The sequence below is a fragment of the Bradyrhizobium sp. MI1.4 genome, assembly GCF_055811315.1.
Genome location: NZ_JBVVPP010000002.1, coordinates 281,807 through 303,909, shown reverse-complemented (window position 1 = coordinate 303,909; position 22,103 = coordinate 281,807). Strand labels below are relative to the sequence as shown.

The following is a 22,103-nucleotide window of genomic DNA, read 5'->3' as shown; positions in this document are numbered from 1 at the left end:
CCCCCCGCCCGGGGGGGGGGGCCCCCCCCCGGGGCGGGCCCCCCCCCCCCCCCGGGGGGTTTTCCTTTTTTTTTCCCCCCCCGCCCCCGCGGGCGGGGGGCCCCCCCCCGGGCGGGCGCAGCGCTGAAGTTCACGCTGGTCGGACCGGAGAAGTCGTACGAGTTCAATACCAATCTGGAGTGAGTGGTCGTCCTGGCGTTCGCCCGGACGACATCTTTGATCCAACCGAATCTTAACGAATGGTTGCTAATCCCCAGGGCTACTGCGGCAAGTCTGCCGCAGCATTCGTGTGCGCCTCGGGGATCCTTCGAATTGGCCGTGATGGATGCAGAACCCACAACGACCGGACCTGCCGGCCTCATCGCGCGGCTGCGCGACAAATTGACGGGCGGGTCGAGCGAAGCGTCGCTGACGCGGCGGCTCGCAGGCACCATCTTCCTCATCCGCGTGATCAGCGCCGGCCTTGCATATTTCTCGCAGGTCCTGCTCGCGCGCTGGATGGGGACGTCGGACTACGGCGTCTATGTCTATGTCTGGACCTGGGTGCTGCTGCTCGGCAGCATGATGGACTTTGGCATCTCGGCCTCCGCGCAAAAGATCATTCCGGAATACCGCAGCCGTGGCGAGCATGCGCTGCTGCGCGGCTTTCTCTCGGGCAGCCGCTGGCTGACCTTTGCCGTTTCCGCACTGGTGTCGCTCGGCCTCGCCGGTATCGTCAAACTATTGTCGCCCTGGATCGATCCGGCCGAGGTGCTGCCGCTCTATATCGGCTGCATGACGCTGCCCGCTTTCGTCGTCGCCAACACCCAGGACGGCATCGCGCGCTCGCATGACTGGATGCAGCTCGGCCTGATGCCGCAATTCATCATCCGCCAGACCCTGATCATCGGCATCACGGCCTGCGCCTTCCTGCTCGGCTATCATCTCGGCGCGGTTGCCGCGATGATCGCGAGCGCGGGCGCGGTGTGGATCGCGATGACCGGGCAGATGGTGGTGCTGAACCGCAAGCTCGCCGATCACATCGAGGCGGGCCCCAAGGCCTACGACGTCGGCGGCTGGCTCGCCGTGTCGCTGCCGATCCTGCTGGTCGAAAGCTTCTATTTGCTGCTGTCCTATACCGACGTGCTGGTGCTTCAGCAATTCCGCCCCTCCGACGAGGTCGGCGTCTATTTCGCCGTGGTGAAGACGCTGGCGCTGGTCTCCTTCATCCACTACGCGATGTCGGCGACGACCGCGCATCGCTTCGCCGAATACAACGCGGCTGGCGACAAGGCGCGGCTGTCGGCTTACGTGGCGCATGCCATCAACTGGACGTTCTGGCCGTCGCTGGCGGCGACCATCGTGCTGCTCGCGCTCGGCAAGCCCCTGCTCTGGCTGTTCGGGCCGCAATTCGTGATCGGCTACGACATCATGTTCGTCGCCGCGATTGGCCTCGTGGTCCGTGCCGCGATCGGCCCGGTCGAACGGCTGCTCAACATGCTCGGCCAGCAGAAGATCTGCGCGCTGGCCTATGCGCTGGCCTTTGCGATGAACCTGGTGCTCTGCATCGCGTTGGTGCCGCGCTTCGGCGGCCATGGCGCGGCGGCCGCGACCTCGATCTCGCTCAGTTTCGAGACGGTGCTGCTGTTCTGGATCGTGCGACAGCGGCTCGGCCTGCACGTGCTGGCGTTTGGGAAATAGACTTCCGACTGCCTTCGCGTGCTGCTCTCGGGGAACGGCTGCTTCGAAGCCATGCCCGGGAACAACGCGAAACACCTATTTATTGCCAAGGGCGCAGCACGATTTTTCTTATTTGGCCCAAGCGGTTGCACCGCAGGGAAAGTTTATTCTACGTCGTATTGCCCAACTGACGAGATAAACCTAAGATTCCCTGGACATGATCGATCCACTCTACGTCGCCTCTGGTTTCGGCGTCGGCCTGCTGGTCGGGATGACCGGCGTCGGCGGCGGTTCGCTGATGACGCCGCTGCTGATCCTCCTGTTCGGGATTCATCCATCGACCGCGGTCGGCACCGACCTGCTCTATGCTGCCGCCACCAAGACCGGCGGCAGCGTGGTGCATGGCTGGTCGCGCAGCGTGCACTGGCCGGCGGTGCTGCGGCTCGCCTGCGGCAGCCTTCCGGCGAGCGCGCTGACGCTGCTGGTGCTCTGGAAGCTCGACCTCAAGAGCGATTCCGAGCGCAATCTCGTCAACCTCGTGCTCTGCTTCGCGCTGCTGCTGACTGCGACCTCGCTGATCTTCCGCAGATCGATCATGGAGCGCTATCGCCGGCGCCTGGAGCAGGTCGATGACCGCACCACGGCGATCGCGACGGTCGTCACCGGGATCGTGCTCGGTGTGCTGGTCTCGATTTCATCGGTCGGCGCCGGCGCGGTCGGCGTCACCGTTCTGCTGCTGCTCTATCCGCGCCTGCCGGTGGCGACCATCGTCGGGTCCGACATCGCCCATGCGGTCCCGCTGACGCTGATCGCCGGAATGGGGCACTGGGCGCTTGGCGACGTGGATTGGGCGCTGATGGGCGTGCTGCTGTTGGGCTCGCTGCCCGGCATCGTCGTCGGCAGCTTTAGCGCGACGCGCGTGCCCGAGACGGTGCTGCGCCTCACACTCGCCAGCGTGCTGTTCGTGGTCGCCGGCAAGATCATGTTCGCGGAGCTGCACCTGTCCTCGGCATTCGAGACGGCGCTGGCCTGGACGCACTGAACGAAAATGGCGGAGCTCGGCTCCGCCATTCGCCAGCGATCGCGGTCTACTCCGCGGTCCAGCCACCGTCGATCGACAGATTCGTGCCGGTGATCTGCGCGGCATCGTCGCCGCACAGGAACAGCGCGAGGGCTGCGACCTGCTCGGAGGTGACGAACTCCTTGGTCGGCTGCGCGTCGAGCAGCACGTCGTTGATGACCTGGTCGCGCGTGAGGTTACGGGCCTTCATGGTGTCGGGGATCTGCTTCTCCACCAGCGGCGTCCAGACATAGCCGGGGCTGATGCAGTTGCAGGTGATCTTGCTGGTCGCGACCTCGAGCGCCACGGTCTTGGTCAGGCCGGCGATGCCGTGCTTGGCCGAGACATAGGCCGACTTGAAGGGCGAGGCGACCAGCGAATGCGCGGAAGCGGTATTGATGATGCGGCCCCAGCCCTTCTTCTTCATGCCCGGGACGGCGGCGCGAATGGCATGGAACGCCGAGGACAGGTTGATCGCGATGATCTGATCCCATTTCTCCAGCGGGAATTCCTCGATCGGCGAGACGAACTGGATGCCCGCATTGTTGACGAGAATATCGACCGAACCAAAGCTCTTCTCGCCGAGCGCGACCATCCCGGCGATCTCGGCCGGCTTGGTCATGTCGGCCGGCGAATAGACCGCCTTCACGCCGAAATCGGACTCGATCTTGGCGCGCTCCTTCTCGATGTCCTCCGGCGAGCCGAACCCGTTGATGACGACATTGGCGCCGGCGGCGGCGAAGGCGCGCGCATAGGCAAGTCCGATGCCGCTGGTCGACCCGGTCACGACGGCGTTCTTGCCTGACAGACTACCCATATTATTCGCTCCTTCTTGGCGGGGGCGCAGTGACGTCCCCCGTGAGATCGTAGGTCACCATGGTCTCGCCGGATTGCGGCCGCTCGAGCCAATCCTTGTGGCGCATCGACAGATGCACGTCACGCACGCCGGCTTCCCAATGCTCGACCATGGCGACATGCGAGAAATCGTAATCCTTGGACGAGGATTCGTAGTTCTTGCTGCGGTAGATCAGGTGCACCACAGTCACGGTGCTTTCGCGCGATACCTTGGCAAGGAATTCCACGGAAGGGTCGTTCTTGAGATAATCGGGCAATTTGGAAATCAGGTCGCGCACGGCCCTGCGGGCGTTGTGCACCTGCTTGTTCTTGTCGGTGTTCATCCGCGTGCGGCTCGAGAAGCGGATGTCCTTCTCGCGCTCGGTCGCTTCGAGTAGCGAGGTCGGCAGATCGCCGCGGGCGCTGAACAGGTCGATCTGGAAGATCAGGAGATCGCGGTCGGTCTCGGCGTCCAGCACGTAGTCGAGCGGCGTGTTGGAGGCAATGCCGCCGTCCCAATAATGCTCGCCGTCGATCACGATGGACGGAAAGCCGGGCGGCAGCGCGCCGGAGGCCATGATGTGCTCGGGTCCGATTTTCTTGCCGAGCTTCCTGAACTCGAAATTGTCGAAATATTTGAAGTTGCCGGAGGTAACGCCGACTGCACCGACCGACAGCCGCGTCTTCAGATCGTTGATGCGGTCGAAATCGACCAGACGCTCCAGCGTCTTCTTCAGCGGGGCGGTGTCGTAATAGCTCTCGGCCTGCGGGCTGCCGGGCGGCCAGAGCGGCGCCGGCGGGATGCGCGGAACGAAGAAGCCGGGCACGCCGAAGGTCGCGATCAATGCGGCGCTGGTCGAATTGAACAGTTCGCGGCTGTGGTCGCTTTTGCCGATCGGCTTCCACGGCACCGGCGCGGAGACCATCTCCCAGAATTCCTTGAGCCGCTTGACGCGCGTCTGCCCTTCGTTACCGGCGATGATCGCGGCGTTGACCGCGCCGATCGAGATGCCGGCGACCCAGTCCGGCTCGAAGCCGGCATGGCAGAGCGACTGATAGGCGCCGGCCTGATAGGAGCCGAGCGCGCCGCCGCCCTGGAGGACCAGGACACGTTGCGCGTTCGCGGGGATAGTTGCGACTTCCGGGCTATGATCGGTCATGCGGGAACAGTAGCAGATGGCGAGCGACCGTGGCGACAGTCTGCCGCGGCGTCAATGCATCCCGTGATCAAGTCTGGCTTATCGGGAGTCCGTCGAGGCCAGGATCATGGTCCAGAACACCTTGTATTTGGTGCCGGGAGCATAGCCCGCCGCAATGCCCAATTTTGTGACACCGCTCTTGAGCATGTTCGCGCGGTGCGGGGGCGAGTCGCGCCAGCCGGAAAACGCTTCCGCCAGCGTATGATAGCCGGCCGAGACGTTCTCGACCGCAACGGTCGCCGGATAGCCGCCGGCGCTGAGGCGCTTGGCCAGCGGCGCGCGGACGTCATGGTCCATCTTGTTGGCGGCAGCCATGGCCTGGGACTGAGATTCGGCGAGCCGCATCAGTTCGGGGTCGATCACGAGGGTGCCGAGCCCGTTGTTCTGGCGGTATTGCGAGATCATGATCGCTGCGGCCTGCGCGTCGAGCTTTGCGCCCGGGACAGCCATATCGGCATACATCGAGGGCTGCTGGACCGATGCTTCGTTGCCGGCGCAGCCGGCGAGCAGCAAAAGGATTGATATCGCGGCCGCGACGCGCATGAACAGGAGCCCCCAAATCAGGCGCCGTTGTTGCATACCAACCGTGGCTGAAAGGTGAATATTGAGGAAAAATTGACCGGTTGACCCCGCTCAGGCGCCCCCAAATATCCGGTAGCGGCGGGGCTCCAGGCCGATCGTGTCGCCGGCGCGCAGTTCCCTGTCCCGCGGAGCGTCGATCTCGATGGTCTCTCCGCCTGATAATGCCACCTCGGCCCGCTGCACGGGACCGAAATTCCGGACGTGCTGCACGGCGCCCTCGAAGGCACCGCTGCCGGGCGGGCCAACGAGCATGTCGTGCCGCCGCACGAACAGTCTTGACGCGCCAGGCGCAAGCCCATCTGCCGCGAGCTGAAGCGGCCGGTCGCCAAGCCTGATGACGCCGTCGGCGATCAGGACCGGAAGCTCGATGGATTCGCCGATGAAGCTGTGGACGAAGGCGGTCGCCGGGCTCTCATAGACGTCATCGGGCGAGCCGATCTGCTCGATCTTGCCCTTGTCCATCACCACGACGCGGTTGGCGACTTCGAGCGCCTCCTCCTGGTCATGGGTGACGAAGATCGAGGTGACGTTGATCTCGTGGTGCAGCGAGCGCAGCCATTTACGCAGCTCCTTGCGCACCTTGGCATCAAGCGCACCGAAGGGTTCGTCGAGCAGCAGGATACGTGGCTCGATCGCGAGCGCGCGGGCCAGCGCGATGCGCTGGCGCTGGCCGCCGGAGAGCTGGCTCGGGTAGCGGTCGGCGAGCCAATCGAGCTGCACGAGATCGAGTAGCTCCTTGACGCGCGCACGGATGGTCGCTTCGTCCTTGCGGATCGCGCGCGGCTGCACGCGGAGGCCAAAGGCGACGTTCTCGAACACCGTCATGTGGCGGAACAGCGCGTAGTGCTGGAATACGAATCCGACGTGCCGCTCGCGCGCGCCCTGCGCCAGCGCGTCCTCGCCGTTGAAAGATACCTCCCCGGAATCGGGCCAGTCCAGCCCCGCGATGATCCGCAGCAGCGTGGTCTTGCCGGAGCCAGACGGACCGAGCAGCGCGAGCAGCTCGCCGTCATTGACCTTGAGGTCGACGCCGTCGAGAGCTTTGAAGCTGCCGAACTTCTTGACGAGATTCCTGACTTCAATGCTCACTTGCGTCATGTCCTTCGTCGAGATGATTTTCGAGAACGGTTTTCGCGACCAGCGTGATCAGCGCCAGCATCGCGAGCAGCGAGGCGATCGCGAACGCCGCGACGAACTGATATTCATTGTAGAGAATCTCGACCAGGAGCGGCATCGTGTTGGTCTCGCCGCGGATATGGCCGGAAACGACGGAGACCGCGCCAAACTCGCCCATCGCGCGCGCGTTGCAGAGCAGGACGCCGTACAGCACGCCCCATTTGATATTGGGCAGCGTGACGCGGAAGAAGGTCTGCAGGCCCGAGGCGCCGAGCGAGATCGCGGCCTCCTCCTCCTGCGTGCCCTGCTCCTGCATCAGCGGGATCAACGCCCGCGCCACGAAGGGGAAGGTCACGAAGGTGGTCGCAAGCGCGATGCCCGGCACCGCGAACAGGATCTGGATGTCGTGATCGCGCAGCCAGCCGCCGAAATAGCCCTGCGCGCCGAACAGCAGCACGAAGACGAGGCCCGAGATCACCGGGCTGACCGAGAACGGCAAATCGATCAGCGTGATCAGGAAGGTCTTGCCCGAGAATTCGAATTTTGCAATCGCCCAAGCCGCGACCAGGCCGAAGACGAGATTGAGGCCGACGGAAATTGCAGCAACCAACAGCGTCAACTTGATCGCGGACAGCGCCTCCGGGTCGGTCAGCGCGGCGAAATAAGCGCCAATTCCCTTCGAGAAGGCCTGCGCGAACACCACGACCAGCGGCAACACGACGAAGACTGATAGAAAGGTCATCGCCAGCGCGATGATGACGATGCGGACCGCGCGCGGTTCGGTGCGAAGGTTGTTCCGCGCGGCGGCTGCGTACGCGCGTGCCTTGGCGTCGGAGGCCGGGAGTGGGACGGAATCTGCGATCTGCATCGTCATGGCCCCGTCCTCACCGCACCGGAATCCGGCTCTGCGCCCAGCGCTGGAGCCGGTTGACCGCGAAGATAATGACGAAGGACACGACCAGCATGACAACCGCGATGGCGGTCGCATCGGCATAGCGGAATTCGGAGAGCCGGATCACGATCAGCAGCGGCGCGATCTCGGAGACGTTGGGCAGATTGCCGGCGATGAAGATCACCGAGCCGTATTCGCCGACCGCACGCGCGAAGGCGAGCGCGAGTCCGGTGAGCAGCGCCGGACCGAGCGAGGGCAGGATCACGCGAATGATGGTCTGCCAGCGGCTCGCGCCAAGGCTGCCCGCGGCCTCCTCGATCTCTGGGTCGAGATCCTGGAGCACCGGCTGCACCGTGCGCACCACGAACGGGATACCGATGAAGATCATGGCGACGAAGATGCCGACCGGCGTGAACGCCACCTTGATGCCGGCCGCCGCAAGCGGCGCGCCGAGCCAGCCCTTCTCGGCGAACAACGCGGTCAGCGCGACGCCGGCAACCGCCGTAGGTAGCGCGAACGGCACGTCGACGATGGCATCGAACAGCCGCCGACCGGGGAAGCGGTAGCGCACCAGCGCCCAGACGATGATGCTGCCCATCACCAGATTGACGCAGGCGGCTGCGAAGGCGAGTCCGAAGGACACGCGCAACGCATTCAGGGTGCGGCGGCTGGAGAGGATGTTCCAAAACTGCTCGGGACTCAGCTCGAGCGATTTCAGGAACAGGCCGGCGAGCGGAATCAGGATGATGATCGACAGCCAGGATAGCGTCAGCCCCATGGTGAGACCGAAGCCCGGCAATGTCCGGCGTCGTGCTGCGATTGCGCTCACCAGGCCCCCTGTTTAAGCCCCGCCGACAGCGCCCGATCAGTTCTTGTAGATCTGATCGAAGACGCCGCCGTCGGCAAAATGTTCCCTCTGCGCCTTGGTCCAGCCGCCGAAAAGTTCGTCGATCGTGAACAGCTCGACCTTCGCGAAGGAGTTTTCATGTTTTTTGGCGATCTCGGGATCGCGCGGACGATAGAAGTTGCGCGCCGCGATTTCCTGACCTTCCTTGGTGTACCAATATTGCAGGTAGGCATCGGCGACACTACGGGTGCCTTTTTTATCGGCAACCTTATCGACGATCGTCACCGGCGGTTCCGCCAAGATCGAGAGCGGCGGCGCCACGATCTCGAATTTCTCCGGACCGAATTCCTTGAGCGCCAGGTACGCCTCGTTTTCCCAGGCGAGCAGCACGTCGCCGACGCCGCGCTCGACGAAGGTCACGGTCGCGCCGCGCGCACCGGTGTCGAGCACCGGCACCTGCTGATAGAGCTTTCCGATGAAATCCTTGGCCTTGTCCGCCGAGCCGTATTTCTTCTGCGCAAAGCCCCAGGCGGCCAGATAATTCCAGCGCGCGCCGCCTGACGTCTTCGGGTTCGGCGTGATCACGGCGACGCCGAGCTTGAGCAGATCGTCCCAGTCCTTAATGGCCTTGGGATTGCCCTTGCGGACCAGGAACACAATGGTCGAGGTATAGGGCGACGAGTTTTGCGGCAACCGTTTCTGCCAGTCGGCCGTCGTGAGGCCTTTGCCCGCGATGGCGTCGATGTCGTAGGCGAGCGCAAGCGTCACCACGTCGGCCTGCAATCCGTCGATCACGGCGCGCGCCTGCGAACCGCTGCCCCCATGCGACTGCTTGATCTCGACGCTCTTGCCGGTTTCCTTCTGATAGGCACTCGCGAACGCCTTGTTGAACTCGACATAGAGCTCGCGCGTCGGATCGTACGAGACGTTCAGCAGAGTGATGTCAGCGGCAAGAGCCGCGCTTGCCAACAAGCCTGTCACGAGCAGTCCTGCCGCGAGCGGAACGATACGACGCATCATGTCCATCTCCATTCACATCAATGACGTCGGCGTCATCGATGGCAGGCATAACTCGGGGCGAAACGCGCTTAAGTCAACGGAACCGGATTTTCTTGTTCGTAGCCGGGCAGCGTAACTTTGCTACGAAGTCTTCATCGTGTGGATGCCGCATTCCGTCTTGGCCCGGCCACGCCAGCGACCGGCACGCTCATCCTCGCCTTCGGCCGTTCTGCTCGTGCAAGGCATACACCCAACCGATAGAAATCCCGACGCGACCAGGGGATGACGCGGCAATTTGGCGCGGGCGAAAATCGCCTCGAGTTCCTCACGCGAGACATTGGCGAAGGGATTGAACTTCAACCGCGTACCGTCGTCCTCGACCACCGGGATGTCGGCGCGCGAGTTGCCCTGGAAGCGCTTGCGGCCGTTGAGCCATGCATCGAACGGTTTCAGCGCCCGCGCCAGCGGCTCGACCTTGCGGATACGGCAGCAAGCGTCGGGATCGGAAAACCAGAGGTCGCGGTCGGGATCTTCGCGCGACAGCGTCTCCTCGGCAGGCTTGATCGAGCGGACGTCCTTCAGGCCCAGCGTCGCGATCAGCGTATCACGATAGGCCAGCGTCTCCTCGAACAGCCAGCCGGTGTCGAGGAAGATCACCGGGATCGCCGGATCGACATCCGCCATCACCTTGAGCAGCGTCGCCGATTCCGTACCGAAGGACGACACCAGCGCAAGCTTGTCGCGCCCGACCGTCTTCAGCGCAGCGGCGATGATTTCGGCGGGCGAGGCATCGCGCAAGGCGCGATCGAGGTCCTCCGCCGAGGGCAGCGCCGAGGCGGAGATTGCCGAAATTGGAGACGCGATTGCGTTCACGTGCCGACACCCTCGGAATGACGCAGCTGCATGCGCCGGTGCAGCGCCGTGATGCGGCCATCGCCGGTGGGCTGGTAGAAGACCGAATAGCGCTTCGCGGTCTGCATGAACGCTTCCGCGTCGGCCTGCTTCTTGACGTCGAAGGAATCGAAGCCAGCGCGCAGCATGAACACGAACTGGTCCCGCAGGATCTGGCCCGTCGCACGCAACTCGCCGCGGTAATTGTAACGCTCGCGCAGCAGCCGCGCCTGGCTGTAGGCGCGTCCGTCGCGGAAGGTTGGGAACACCAGCGCGACGACGGCAATCTTGCCGAGATAGGGCACCAGCTCGGCGATGTCGCGATTGTTCGGCCAGATCACACCGACCTTGCCGGTCCGCTTGAGCAACGCATCCGCCTCGCCGACGAAACGCTCGGCCGGCACCAGAATGTCGCCGCCCTCGGGCAGCGGCGTGTCGACGGCGAGCTTGACGAAGCTGTCGTCGGCGATCTTTCCGCCGTTAACGAGTGGCATAAACGCGCTCCTTGAAGGGTTCGACGCCGAGGCGTTTTACCGTGTCCATGAACAGCTCTTCGGGCCGTTCGCGCAGCGCCAGATAGGCTTCCACGATGTCCTCGACGACGTCGGCGACCTCGTCGAACTTGACGCCGGGGCCGATCAGATTGCCGAGTGCGGCACTCTCGTCGGCGCGCCCGCCGATGGTGATCTGGTAGACCTCCTCGCCGTTCTTCTCGACGCCGAGAATGCCGATATGACCGACATGGTGATGGCCGCAGGCGTTGATGCAGCCGGAGATGTTGATGTGCAACCGGCCGATCAGATTGGCCAGCTCATGATTGGCGAAGCGCCGCGTCAGTTCCTGCGCGATCGGGATCGAGCGCGCATTGGCCAGCGAGCAATAGTCGAGACCCGGGCAGGCGATGATGTCAGTGATCAGATTGACGTTCGGCGTCGCCAGCCCGAGCTTGTCGAGCGCCTTCCACAGCGCCGGCAGGTCGCGCTTGGCGACATGCGGCAAAGCGAGGTTCTGCTCGTGGCCGACGCGGATCTCACCGAACGAATATCTGTCGGCGAGGTCGGCGAGCGCATCCATCTGCTCGGCGGTGGCATCGCCCGGAGGCGCGCCGATCGGCTTCAGCGAGATCGTGACGATGGAATAGCCCTGGGCCTTGTGCGGGGCCACCGAGTTCTTGCGCCATGCCTCGAAATCGGGATCGGCCGCGGCCTGGCGCAGCTCGTCCGGCATGTGCGGCAGCTTCTCGTAGGCAGGATAGGTGAAGCGCGAGCGGATGTCCTCGACCACCTCGTCGTCGATCTGGAGCGAGGAGTTGCGGATGTGCTGCCACTCCTCCTCGACCTCGCGCGAGAACTTCTCGATGCCGAGCTCGTGCACCAGGATCTTGATGCGCGCCTTGTAGATGTTGTCGCGGCGGCCGTACTGGTTGTAGACGCGCAGAATCGCCTCGATGTAGCTGAGAATGTCGCGGCCGTGGACGAAATGCTTGATGGTCTTGCCGATGAACGGCGTGCGTCCGAGCCCGCCACCGACCAGCACCTCAAAGCCGGTCTCGCCCTTCTCGTTCTTGATCAGCTTCAGCCCGATGTCGTGGATCTTGATCGCGGCCCGGTCGTGGTCCGACGCGGTGATCGCGATCTTGAACTTGCGCGGCAGGAACGAGAATTCCGGATGCAACGTGGTGTGCTGGCGGATCAGCTCCGACCAGATGCGGGGATCCTCGATCTCGCCGGGCGCGACGCCGGCCCACTGATCCGAGGTGACGTTGCGCATGTTGTTGCCGGAGGTCTGCATCGCATGGATGCCGACCTCGGCGAGATCGGCCAGCGCATCCGGCAATTCGGCGAGCTTGATCCAGTTGAACTGGATGTTCTGCCGCGTCGTGAAATGGCCGTAGCCACGGTCGTATTTGCGCGCGACGTGGGCGAGCGCCCGCAGCTGGTTCGACGCCAGCGTCCCGTAGGGGATCGCGACGCGGAACATATAGGCGTGCAGTTGCAGATAGACGCCGTTCTGCAGCCGCAGTATCTTGAACTCGTCCTCGGTGAGCTCGCCGGAGAGGCGGCGCTTCACCTGGTCGCGGAATTCCGAGACGCGCTCGTTGACGAGCGTGCGGTCGATTTCATCGTAAGCATACATAAGAAAGCGCCTTAAACCTGAACCGGCTGTCCGATGGTCACGCCGGTGCGGCGGATCTGTTCGCGCAGATTTCCGGGTTCGACCTTGCCGTCTGCACCGACCTGTACCGGCGCGATATAGGGGCCGATCGCGCCGACGTCATCGGCAACGGATTCCGCAAGCAACGCCTTCGCCTCGTCGGAGTTGCGCACGATCGCGGCTTCCGACAGGTCCGCGGACCAGCTCTTGGCGGCGGTGCGGTAAACCACGATGCCGTCCCAGGTGCGGTTGGCGGTCACGACCGAGGGGCCGGCGATCTTGATCTTCTTCTGTTCAAGCGGGGAGGTCATTCGGCTGCATCCAATAGGTCAGAGATGATTTGCTTTGGGGTTTGGCGGCGAAGCGAGCCGGCATGCCGGACCACATCGCCGATGATGAGAATGGCGGGACCGCCGTTGGTCCGGCGGACCAGTTCGGGCAGATCGCGCAGCGTGCCGATCTCGCCTTGCGCATCGGGACGCGTGACGCGGGCGAATACGCCGACCGGCGTCTCCGGCGAACGGCCGGCGGCCAAGAGGCCGGCGCGTATGGCCGGCGCAGCCGTCATGCCCATGTAGACCACGACGGTCATCCTGGCGTCGGTCAGCGTCGACCAGTCCACGACTTCTGCGTCGCGCGCGTTGTGCGCGGTGAGGAAGGTGATGCGCGTTGCTTCGTGACGATAGGTGAGCGGCACCTCGAAATCGGCGGCGCCGCCGAGACCTGCGGTGATGCCGGGAACGATCGAATAGGCAACGCCGGCGGCACGAAGTGCTTCGACTTCTTCGCCGCCGCGGCCGAACACGAAGGGATCGCCGCCCTTCAGCCGCACCACACGCTGGCCGGATTGCGCGGCCTCGATCATGCGCTTGTTGATGGCGTCCTGCCCGATGCCGGGCTTGCCGACGCGGCGGCCGACCGGCACGCGCGTGGTGTCACGGCGGATGCGGTCGAGAATTTCAGGCGAGACCAGCTCGTCATGGAAGACGATGTCGGCATCCTGGAGCGCGCGCAACGCCTTGATGGTGAGCAAATCCGGATCGCCAGGCCCGGCGCCGACCAGCGCGACGGATCCTTCCGGCTTGTCGGCCCGCGCGAACGCGGATGGATCTGAAATCGCCTTGAGCGCTGCGTCCGCCTCGCCTTTGCGGCCGGCCAATACGGCGGCACCGATCGGGCCGTCGATGACGCGCTCCCAGAAGCGGCGGCGCAGCGGAAACTCGGCAATACGTTCGTTGATGGATTTGCGGAAGCCGCCGATGAACTCGGCGAGCTCGCCGATGCGCGCCGGCAGCAGCGCCTCGATCTTCTCGCGCACGCGCCGCGCCACCACCGGCGACGTGCCGCCAGTGCCGACGGCGACCACGACATCGCCGCGATCGACGATCGCCGGAAAGATGAAGCTCGAATGCTCGAGATCGTCCATGACATTGACCGGCAGGCCGAGCGCCTTGGCGCGGACCGACATCGCCACGCCGACATCGCCGGCGCCGGCGCAAACCACCGCGATGATTCCCGAGAGATCGGCGGTCAGCGGATCGGTGGCCGAGATGTCGATACGCGCCGCGTCCTCGGAGCTCAGACCCAGGTCGTGATTGCCATCGATCGCATGCACGCGAATGCGCGCACCGGCAGCGGCCAGCACGCGCAGCTTGGCGCGCAAAAGCTCACCCGCACCGATGAGGACCACCGGACCGGCCTTGAGATCGAGGAACACGGGCAAGAACCGCATACGATACTCGCTTACCCCACATGCGGGGTTGACTGGAATTATTTTCTATATATGTGTCGTTTCAAGCGCGCAAAGAGAAAATTTTTCTTCTCTCTTGCGCCGCAACTATAGAATTTTCGCCTCCAAACGCAAAGTGGCAGAGATGCATCTTCTCAAGGACAATTCCACTGCTGGCGGGCTGAGCAGCTCCGCTCTCGCCGAGCGCGTGCCCGCGCAAGAATTTTCTTCTGACCTTGCCCCGAGCATGGACCATCTCGACCAGCTCGAGGCCCAGAGCATCTACATCTTCCGCGAAGCTTTCGGCCGCCTCAAGAAGATCGCCCTGCTGTGGTCGCTCGGCAAGGACTCCAATGTCATGATCTGGCTGGCGCGCAAGGCATTCTTCAGCCGTCTGCCGTTCCCGGCCCTCCATGTCGACACCGGCAAGAAGTTTCCGGAGATGTATCGCTTCCGCGATCACTACGGCAAGGAATGGGATCTCGATCTGCGCGTCGAGCCCTGCCCGCCGATTGATGCCGTCGACCCAACGCTGCCGCCCGCCGCCCGTTCCGCCGCGCGCAAGACCGAGGGCCTCAAGATGGCGCTCGCCAAATACGGTTTCGACGGTCTGATCGCCGGCATTCGCCGCGATGAGGAGGCGACGCGCGCCAAGGAGCGCGTGTTCTCGCCGCGCGGCTTGGAGGGTAATTGGGACGTGCGCGACCAGCCGCCGGAGTTCTGGGATCATTTTAATGCGTCGCCGCCGCAGGGCGCGCATTTGCGCATCCATCCGATCCTGCATTGGACCGAGTCCGACATCTGGGCCTACACCAAGCGCGAGAACATCCCGATCATCCCGCTGTATCTGTCGCAAAACGGCAAGCGCTATCGCTCGCTGGGCGATCAGGACATCACCAATCCGGTCGCCTCAAACGCGTCGACTATCGACGAGATCCTGATCGAACTCGAGCAGACCAAGGTGCCGGAACGTTCCGGCCGCGCGCTCGACCACGAGACCGAGGACGCTTTCGAGCGCCTGCGCGTCGCCGGCTATCTCTGATCAAGGACGCGAGCGTCGTATGAACATGATCGTCACCCCCGCATCGCCCGCGACCCCGAACGGCACCACGCGTCCGCAGGTCCGCATCGTCATCGTCGGCCATGTCGACCACGGCAAGTCGACGCTGGTCGGCCGCCTGCTGCACGAGACCGGCAGCCTGCCCGACGGCAAGCTCGACATGCTCAAGGCCGTCAGCGCGCGGCGCGGCATGCCGTTCGAATGGTCGTTCCTGCTCGACGCGCTCCAGACCGAGCGCGACCAGGGCATCACCATCGACACCACGCAGATCCGCTTCCGCACCAATTCGCGCGACATCGTACTGATCGACGCGCCCGGCCACGCCGAATTCCTGCGCAACATGATCACCGGCGCCTCGCAGGCCGACGGCGCGGTGCTGATCATCGACGCGCTCGAAGGCGTGCGCGACCAGACGAGGCGGCACGGCTATCTCCTGCATCTGCTCGGCGTGAAGCAGGTCGCGGTCGTCGTCAACAAGATGGACCGCGTCGACTTCTCCGCAGCGCGCTTCAAGGAGATCAGCGACGAGATCTCGGCGCATCTGCAAGGCCTCGGTGTGAAGCCCACGGCCGTGATCCCGATTTCCGCCCGCGACGGCGACGGCGTCGCTGAGCGCACCGACCGCATCGGCTGGTACAAGGGTCCGACCGTGGTCGAGGCGCTTGACAGGCTCGAACCGGCGCGGCCGCTGGAGGCGCTGGCGCTGCGGCTGCCGGTGCAGGCGATCTACAAGTTCGACGACCGCCGCATCGTGGCGGGCCGGATCGAATCCGGCAGCCTCATCGCCGGCGACGAAATCGTGATCATGCCCGCCGGCAAGATCGCCAGAATCAAGACGGTCGAGAGCTGGCCGGTGACGCCGGTCGCAGGCCGCCAGGGTGCGGGCCGCTCGGTCGGCATCACGCTCGACCGCGAGCTGTTCCTCGAGCGCGGCGACATTATCGCGCATACGAACAGCGCCCCGCGCGAGACACGACGGCTGCGCGCGCGGATCTTCTGGCTGCACGACAAGCCGCTGGCCAAGGGCGACCAGCTCCTGGTTCGCTGCGGACCGAAGGAAAGCCGCGCCACCGTCGTCGCCATCGAGAAGGCGGTCGATCCCGGTGAGCTGTCGAGCGTCGAGAACAAGGCAATCGGCCGCAACCATGTCGGCGAGATCGACATTTCCCTTTCGAATCCGATTGCCACCGATCCCTACACGGAAAATCCCCGCACCGGCCGTCTCGTGATCGAGGTGTCCGGGCGCATCGCCGGCGGCGGTCTCGTGCTGTCGGTCGATGCCGGGCAGCGTGCCCTGCCCGTCGACATCGTGCCGGTGGAATCCGCGCTGCGGCCCGACGAACGCTCCGCGCGCTATCGTCACAACGGCGCCGTGGTCTGGCTCACCGGCCTCCCCGCCTCCGGCAAGTCGACTCTAGCCAAGGCGCTGGAGCGGCGGTTGTTCAGCAATGGCGGCTCACCGATCCTGCTCGACGGCGACACGCTGCGTGCCGGGCTCAACAGCGATCTCGGCTTCTCGGCCGCCGATCGCAGCGAGAACATCCGCCGCCTCGCCGAAGTCGCGACGCATCTCGCCCGTAACGGCCACATCGCCATTGTCGCCGCCGTCTCGCCCGCCCGCGAGGACCGCGCCACCGCGCGCCGCATCGCCGACACGTCGTTCCGCGAGATCTACGTCGCGACGCCGGCGGAAATTTGCGAGGAGCGCGACCCCAAGGGCCACTACAAGAAGGCCCGCGCCGGCACGCTCGCGTCGTTCACCGGTATCGGCACCGACTACGAGCGGCCCGAGGCCGCCGAGCTCGTGATCGACACCTCGACGCGGACGGTCGCCGAGGCGGCGGACGAGATCGAACAGATGCTCAAGACGACCGGCGTGCTGTTCGACGAACTCGTGGACCTCGCCGCGAATATTTGAAGCCGGGCTGCTGCTCCGCTGTCGTCGCCCGGCTTGACCGGGCGACCCAGCATTCCACCGACAGCAGTGATTCAGGCGAGAGGCCGCGGCGTACTGGATTTCCCCGCCTTCGCGGGGAATGACACCGTGCGTGGGCCGCCCACCTCGCCTTGACATTTTGACAACTTTTGGGGGCCTTCTCACGGCCCCGATTTTGGGGCTAATAAGACCCCGAAAGCCGCTCCTTGGAGCGCATTTTGCTGCTGTCGGGTCAAAAGCAGCCAAAAACAGCCATTTCCAACAAGAAAGCCCATCATGAAACGCGTCGACGCCCACGGACTGAAGATCGCTCCCGTCCTGTTCGATTTCATCGCCAAGGAAGCGGCCCCGAAAACGGGGATCGCGCCGGATGCGTTCTGGGCCGGGCTCGCCGCCATCATCAAGGAGCTGGGGCCGAAGAACCGCGCGCTGCTGGCGGTGCGCGACACGTTGCAGGCCAAGATCGACGACTGGCACCGGGCCAACAAGGGCAAGGCGTTCGACCTCAACGCCTATACCGCCTTCCTGAAGGAGATCGGCTATCTCCTCCCGGAGCCGGCGACGCAGAAGGTCGAGACCGCCAATGTGGACGAGGAGATCGGCAAGATCTGCGGCCCGCAGCTCGTCGTGCCGCTGACCAACGCACGCTATGCGCTGAACGCGGCGAATGCGCGCTGGGGCTCGCTCTATGACGCCTTCTACGGCACCGACGCGATCCCGCACGATCCATCCGAGAGCGGCAAGGGCTACAACAAGGCGCGCGGCGACAAGGTGATCGCAAAAGCGAAAGCCTTCCTCGATGCCGCCGTGCCGCTGGCGACCGGCAGTCACACCGACGTCACCGCCTATAGCGTGGTCGCGGGCCAGCTCGCGGTGAAGCTGAAGAGCGGCAACGCCACCGCGCTGAAGAACGCCGCGCAATTCGCAGGCTTCCAGGGCGATGCAGCCGCACCAAGCGCGGTGCTGCTCGCCAACAACGGCCTGCATGTCGAGGTGAAAATCGACCGCACCAGCGCGATCGGCAAGGACGATCCGGCCGGCGTCGCGGACATGGTCATGGAGTCCGCGGTCTCAACCATTCTCGACATGGAAGACTCGGTCGCTGCCGTCGATGCCGAGGACAAGGTGCTGGTCTATCGCAACACGCTCGGCCTGATGAACGGCACGCTGTCGGCCGATTTCGAGAAGGGCGGCAAAACGCTGACGCGCTCGCTCAATGCCGACCGCAGCTACAAGATGCCTGACGGCAAAGGCGAAGTGAAATTGCACGGCCGCAGCCTGCTGCTGATGCGCAATTGCGGTCACCACATGTTCACCGACGCGGTGCTGGACGACAAGGGCGAGGAGATTCCGGAAGGCTTGCTCGACGCCGCCGTCTCCGGGCTTCTTGCTGTCCATGATCTGAAAGGCAACTCCAAGGTCAAGAACAGCCGCACCGGCTCGGCCTATATCGTCAAGCCGAAGATGCACGGCCCCGACGAGGTGTCGCTGACCTGCGAGATCTTCGACCGCGTCGAGAAGATGCTGTCGCTGCCCGAGAACACGCTCAAGGTCGGCATCATGGACGAGGAGCGGCGCACCACCGTCAACCTCAAGGCCTGCATTCAGCGCGCCTCCAAGCGCATCATGTTCATCAACACCGGCTTCCTCGACCGCACCGGCGACGAGATCCACACCTCGATGGAGGCGGGTCCGATGATCCGCAAGAACGAGATGAAGGCGCAGCCCTGGATCAAGTCCTATGAGGACTGGAACGTCGATATGGGCCTGACCTGTGGCCTGCCCGGCCATGCCCAGATCGGCAAGGGCATGTGGGCCGCGCCGGACAAGATGGCGGACATGCTGGCGCAGAAGCTCGCCCATCCGCAGGCCGGTGCTACCACCGCCTGGGTGCCCTCGCCGACCGCCGCGACGCTGCACGCGCTGCACTACCACCAGGTCAACGTCACCGCGCGCCAGCAGGAGCTCGCCAAGGGCGGCCCACGGGCAAAGCTCGAAGACATCCTCACCATCCCCGTGTCGAAGTCGAACTGGGCGCCCGACGACGTCAAGCAGGAGATCGACAACAACTGCCAGGGCATTCTGGGCTATGTCGTGCGCTGGATCGACCAGGGCGTCGGCTGCTCGAAGGTGCCTGACATCCACGACGTCGGCCTGATGGAAGACCGTGCCACCTTGCGCATCTCCAGCCAGCACCTCGCCAACTGGCTGCATCAGGGCGTGATCACCGAGGCGCAGGTGATGGAATCGCTCAAGCGCATGGCGGTGGTCGTCGACAAGCAGAATGCGGGCGATCCCATCTACAAGCCGATGGCGCCCGCCTTCGACGGCACAGCCTTCAAGGCGGCCAGCGACCTCATCTTCAAGGGACGCGAGCAGCCGAACGGCTACACCGAATACATCCTCACCGCCCGCCGCCGCGAGGCCAAAGTACTTGGCTGACAACGCCTGGCTGACAAGGCGGCCTGCCGACCCGACTAGAACACCAAAAGCCCCGGCTCGCGCCGGGGCTTTTTCGTTGCGCTAGCTAAGCGCCCGGCTAAAACACTGCCAGATATTTCAGCAGCGAGACGATGCCGATGATGATGACGACGACGCGCGCGATCTGCTTGGCGCGGCCGTCCATCGGCAGCATGTTGATGAGGTAAAGTACGAGAATGACGACGAGAAAGGTGACGAGTACTCCGACCAGCATCGCTAGGACCCCCCTTTAGGCAAAATTGCTGACAGTCTCCTAACGCGCAGCTCGTGGCTTGGTTCCATCGACGCAACCCTTTGCAACTTCTAGTAAATACGTACTTCTACGATCAGCCGGCCTGCTGAAAACTTTACCCTTTTCCTTTCAGATGCGGAAACCGTTTGGGCCCTGAGCCGCAAACGGCATGCGATTGCCTTGTCTGACGGGCCCCTTTTTCTGCTGTTGCCGGGGCGCCTTTACGAACTTTGTATTGGGAATTGGGGACTTCGATGCTGAATCGTCTGACCGTATCCGCGCTGCTGAAGGCGGTGATCGCGATCACGTCGATCTGCGTGGCGATCGCGCTCTCGCTCACCGCCTACGAGTCCTGGGATCGCCTGAAGACCGCCAACCGCATCTCGCAGATCGCCGACACGTCCGCCGATCTGTTCAAGGCGATGCACAATCTGCGCACCGACCGCTCGACCACGGTCCGCCTCCTGAATGCGACCGAGCCGATGGACGGCGAGATCGAGAAATATCTGCGCGCGCTGCGCGATGCCCAAATGCCCGCCATGGCGCGCGCGATCGAGCTGCTGCCGGCCATGGACTTTCCGCAATCAGGCACGCTGGTACCGGAGCTTGCGCGCCTCTACAAGCTGCTGATCGAGGAGCAGAAGCAGTTCTGGGAGGATGTAGCCAAGCCGAAGGACCAACGCCGCGCCGGTCTGCCCAAGGAATATATGGAGACAACGCAGGGCCTGCTCGACACGCTCGACAAGCTCTCGAACACGTTGGCCGCCACGGTCAATCACCTGGACGCCGCGATCGACCAGCTGCTGTCGATCAAGCAGAACGCCTGGCTGCTCCGCAACACCGCAGGCGAAGCATCGCTGATCGTCTCGACCGGGCTGGCCGCCGGCAAGATCACGACGGAGGGCCGCTACGCCTATACCCAACATGTCGGCGGCACGAGCGCGATGTGGAAGGCGCTGGAGCTGTCGACGTCCGGCATGCAGTTGCCGTCGGGGCTCGCCTCCGCGATGGCCTCCGCCAAGACCTCGTATTTCGAGCCGCAATATCTGGCCTTGCGCGACCGTCTCACGGACGCGCTGGTCAAGGGTGAGAAGCCCGAGATGACGGCGAACCAATGGAGCCCGCTCACGGTCGCCCGTATGGCGAGCGCCGTCACAGTGGCAGAAGGTGCGCTCGATGCTGCCAAGATCCACACGCAGGAGCAGCGCGGCGCCGCACAGCGCGCACTGATCGTGCAGCTTACGCTGCTGGCGCTCGCCGTGGGGCTTGCCGTCGGCGCGATCATGCTGGTCAGCCGCCGCGTCATCACTCCGCTCAACACCATCCGGGACGCCATGCTGAAGGTCGCCGGCGGCGACCTTGCCGTCGATAGCGGCTATCTCGACCGCAACGACGAGATCGGCGCGCTTGCCGGCGCGCTGGAGACCTTCAAGCAGCAGGCCAACGACAAGCTCACGATCGAGGCGCAGGAGCGCGAACGCAATGCGGGCGCCTCCGCGCGCCAGCGCGCGGTCGAGACCTATGTCGGCGAGTTCGAGGGCGCGGTGCGCAAAACGCTCGGCGAATTGAGCGAAGCCTCTGGCGAGATGCGCAAGACCTCGGGCGATCTCTCCGCGGTGTCGCGGCAGACCAACGACCGCGTGCAGGTCGCCGGCAAGGCCTCCAATGACGCCTCCATGAGCGTCGACAGCGTCGCCGCCGCCGCCGAAGAGCTGAGCGCCTCGATCAACGACATCAGTCAGCAGGCCGCGCATGCCGCGGGCATCGCCAGCCGCGCCGTGACCCAGGCGCGCGAGACCGACGGCACGGTGCAGGGACTTCAAAAGTCGGCCGGCCGCATCGGCGAGGTCGTCGGCCTGATCAACACCATTGCGCAGCAGACCAATTTGCTCGCGCTTAACGCCACGATCGAGGCGGCCCGCGCCGGCGAGGCCGGTCGCGGCTTTGCCGTGGTCGCCTCCGAGGTGAAGTCGCTGGCGAGCCAGACGGCGAAGGCGACCGAGGAGATCTCCGAGCAGATCGCCGACATCCAGAAGGTCGCGGCCGACGCCATCAGCGCCATCCAGACCATCGGCGGCATCATCGGCGAAGTGAACGAGGTCGCGACCGCAATCGCCGCCGCCGTGCAGGAGCAGGGAGCGGCCACCCAAGAGATCACCCGCAGCACCCAGTTTGCGGCGCAGGGCACCAAGAACGTCTCGGACAACATCACCGGCGTCAAATCCGATGCAGACGCTGCTGCCGCTGCCGCCGACAACGTGAAACACGCCTCCGAGATGCTGGAGAGCCAGAGCCGCCAGCTCGGCCATGACGTCAGCGACTTCCTCGGCAAGATCCGGGCGGCATAGCCCACACTCTTGGTGTCGGGGGGGGGGGGGGGCGGGCGGCCGGGGGGGGGGGGGGGGGGGCCCCCCCCCCCCCCCGGGGGGTTT

At 64.5% G+C, this 22,103-nt stretch carries 19 protein-coding genes and 1 pseudogene; 7 read left to right on the top strand and 13 right to left on the bottom strand.

Annotated elements, in window-relative coordinates; genetic code table 11:
- The 3 genes and pseudogenes from AC0L23_RS03750 to AC0L23_RS03740 form a co-directional block, all read left to right on the top strand.
- Positions 1 to 183 (top strand): annotated as a pseudogene (locus AC0L23_RS03750) (protein-disulfide reductase DsbD domain-containing protein); the annotation flags it as partial.
- A 138-nt stretch (positions 184 to 321) separates the two neighbouring features.
- Positions 322 to 1,680 (top strand): flippase, encoded by a 1,359-nt coding sequence (locus AC0L23_RS03745; protein ID WP_085351754.1) that lies wholly within the window; start codon positions 322 to 324, stop codon positions 1,678 to 1,680.
- Between the two features lie 196 nt (positions 1,681 to 1,876).
- A complete protein-coding gene (locus AC0L23_RS03740) occupies positions 1,877 to 2,701 on the top strand; it encodes a sulfite exporter TauE/SafE family protein (protein ID WP_027515482.1) in 825 nt (274 codons plus the stop codon).
- A 46-nt stretch (positions 2,702 to 2,747) separates the two neighbouring features.
- Here the strand turns inward: AC0L23_RS03740 and AC0L23_RS03735 are convergent, their stop codons facing one another.
- The 12 genes from AC0L23_RS03735 to cysG all read right to left on the bottom strand — a co-directional run bounded on the left by AC0L23_RS03735 (position 2,748) and on the right by cysG (position 13,965).
- Positions 2,748 to 3,536: a 3-hydroxybutyrate dehydrogenase gene (locus AC0L23_RS03735; RefSeq protein WP_085351753.1), complete on the bottom strand. Its 789-nt coding sequence runs from the start codon at positions 3,534 to 3,536 to the stop codon at positions 2,748 to 2,750.
- A gap of 1 nt (position 3,537) precedes the next feature.
- The gene (locus tag AC0L23_RS03730; RefSeq protein ID WP_085361615.1) at positions 3,538 to 4,713 is read right to left on the bottom strand and encodes a DUF3734 domain-containing protein; all 1,176 of its coding nucleotides are present in this window, start codon (positions 4,711 to 4,713) and stop codon (positions 3,538 to 3,540) included.
- A 78-nt stretch (positions 4,714 to 4,791) separates the two neighbouring features.
- Complete coding sequence (locus AC0L23_RS03725) at positions 4,792 to 5,295, bottom strand: CAP domain-containing protein (protein WP_026232777.1); 504 nt, start codon at positions 5,293 to 5,295, stop codon at positions 4,792 to 4,794.
- 90 nt (positions 5,296 to 5,385) lie between these two features.
- The gene (locus AC0L23_RS03720) at positions 5,386 to 6,423 is read right to left on the bottom strand and encodes a sulfate/molybdate ABC transporter ATP-binding protein (protein WP_026232778.1); all 1,038 of its coding nucleotides are present in this window, start codon (positions 6,421 to 6,423) and stop codon (positions 5,386 to 5,388) included.
- Positions 6,413 to 7,324 carry a sulfate ABC transporter permease subunit CysW gene (gene cysW, locus AC0L23_RS03715; protein WP_085361616.1) on the bottom strand — a complete coding sequence of 304 codons (912 nt, stop codon included), beginning with the start codon at positions 7,322 to 7,324 and terminating at the stop codon, positions 6,413 to 6,415. Before cysW ends, AC0L23_RS03720 begins: the two co-directional genes overlap by 11 nt.
- 10 nt (positions 7,325 to 7,334) lie before the next feature.
- Positions 7,335 to 8,120 (bottom strand): sulfate ABC transporter permease subunit CysT, encoded by a 786-nt coding sequence (cysT, locus tag AC0L23_RS03710; protein ID WP_231190982.1) that lies wholly within the window; start codon positions 8,118 to 8,120, stop codon positions 7,335 to 7,337.
- A gap of 87 nt (positions 8,121 to 8,207) precedes the next feature.
- Entirely contained in the window at positions 8,208 to 9,221 is a 1,014-nt protein-coding gene (locus AC0L23_RS03705) for a sulfate ABC transporter substrate-binding protein (protein ID WP_018454646.1), read from the bottom strand.
- 108 nt (positions 9,222 to 9,329) lie between these two features.
- Positions 9,330 to 10,061: a phosphoadenylyl-sulfate reductase gene (locus AC0L23_RS03700; protein ID WP_085351749.1), complete on the bottom strand. Its 732-nt coding sequence runs from the start codon at positions 10,059 to 10,061 to the stop codon at positions 9,330 to 9,332.
- Positions 10,058 to 10,573: a DUF934 domain-containing protein gene (locus AC0L23_RS03695; RefSeq protein WP_018454648.1), complete on the bottom strand. Its 516-nt coding sequence runs from the start codon at positions 10,571 to 10,573 to the stop codon at positions 10,058 to 10,060. Before AC0L23_RS03695 ends, AC0L23_RS03700 begins: the two co-directional genes overlap by 4 nt.
- Complete coding sequence (locus AC0L23_RS03690) at positions 10,560 to 12,215, bottom strand: nitrite/sulfite reductase (protein WP_085361617.1); 1,656 nt, start codon at positions 12,213 to 12,215, stop codon at positions 10,560 to 10,562. Before AC0L23_RS03690 ends, AC0L23_RS03695 begins: the two co-directional genes overlap by 14 nt.
- An 11-nt stretch (positions 12,216 to 12,226) precedes the next feature.
- Positions 12,227 to 12,544 (bottom strand): DUF2849 domain-containing protein, encoded by a 318-nt coding sequence (locus AC0L23_RS03685; RefSeq protein WP_007599842.1) that lies wholly within the window; start codon positions 12,542 to 12,544, stop codon positions 12,227 to 12,229.
- Entirely contained in the window at positions 12,541 to 13,965 is a 1,425-nt protein-coding gene (cysG, locus tag AC0L23_RS03680; protein ID WP_085385078.1) for a siroheme synthase CysG, read from the bottom strand. Before cysG ends, AC0L23_RS03685 begins: the two co-directional genes overlap by 4 nt.
- A gap of 244 nt (positions 13,966 to 14,209) precedes the next feature.
- Between cysG and cysD the strand changes: the two genes are divergently transcribed.
- The 3 genes from cysD (at position 14,210) to AC0L23_RS03665 (ending at position 19,400) form a co-directional block, all read left to right on the top strand.
- The gene (cysD, locus tag AC0L23_RS03675; protein ID WP_085361675.1) at positions 14,210 to 15,004 is read left to right on the top strand and encodes a sulfate adenylyltransferase subunit CysD; all 795 of its coding nucleotides are present in this window, start codon (positions 14,210 to 14,212) and stop codon (positions 15,002 to 15,004) included.
- Between the two features lie 19 nt (positions 15,005 to 15,023).
- Positions 15,024 to 16,940 carry an adenylyl-sulfate kinase gene (gene cysC, locus AC0L23_RS03670; protein WP_085351745.1) on the top strand — a complete coding sequence of 639 codons (1,917 nt, stop codon included), beginning with the start codon at positions 15,024 to 15,026 and terminating at the stop codon, positions 16,938 to 16,940.
- Positions 16,941 to 17,234: 294 nt separating this feature from the next.
- On the top strand, positions 17,235 to 19,400 hold the full coding sequence (locus AC0L23_RS03665) for a malate synthase G (protein WP_085351744.1): 2,166 nt from the start codon (positions 17,235 to 17,237) through the stop codon (positions 19,398 to 19,400).
- Between the two features lie 97 nt (positions 19,401 to 19,497).
- On the opposite strand, the gene AC0L23_RS03660 is transcribed toward AC0L23_RS03665, so the two are convergent.
- A complete protein-coding gene (locus AC0L23_RS03660) occupies positions 19,498 to 19,653 on the bottom strand; it encodes a Thivi_2564 family membrane protein (RefSeq protein WP_007599832.1) in 156 nt (51 codons plus the stop codon).
- Between the two features lie 272 nt (positions 19,654 to 19,925).
- Here AC0L23_RS03660 and AC0L23_RS03655 point away from each other — a divergent pair, with 272 nt between their 5' ends.
- On the top strand, positions 19,926 to 22,019 hold the full coding sequence (locus AC0L23_RS03655; RefSeq protein ID WP_085351743.1) for a methyl-accepting chemotaxis protein: 2,094 nt from the start codon (positions 19,926 to 19,928) through the stop codon (positions 22,017 to 22,019).
- The last annotated feature ends 84 nt before the right edge of the window (positions 22,020 to 22,103 follow it).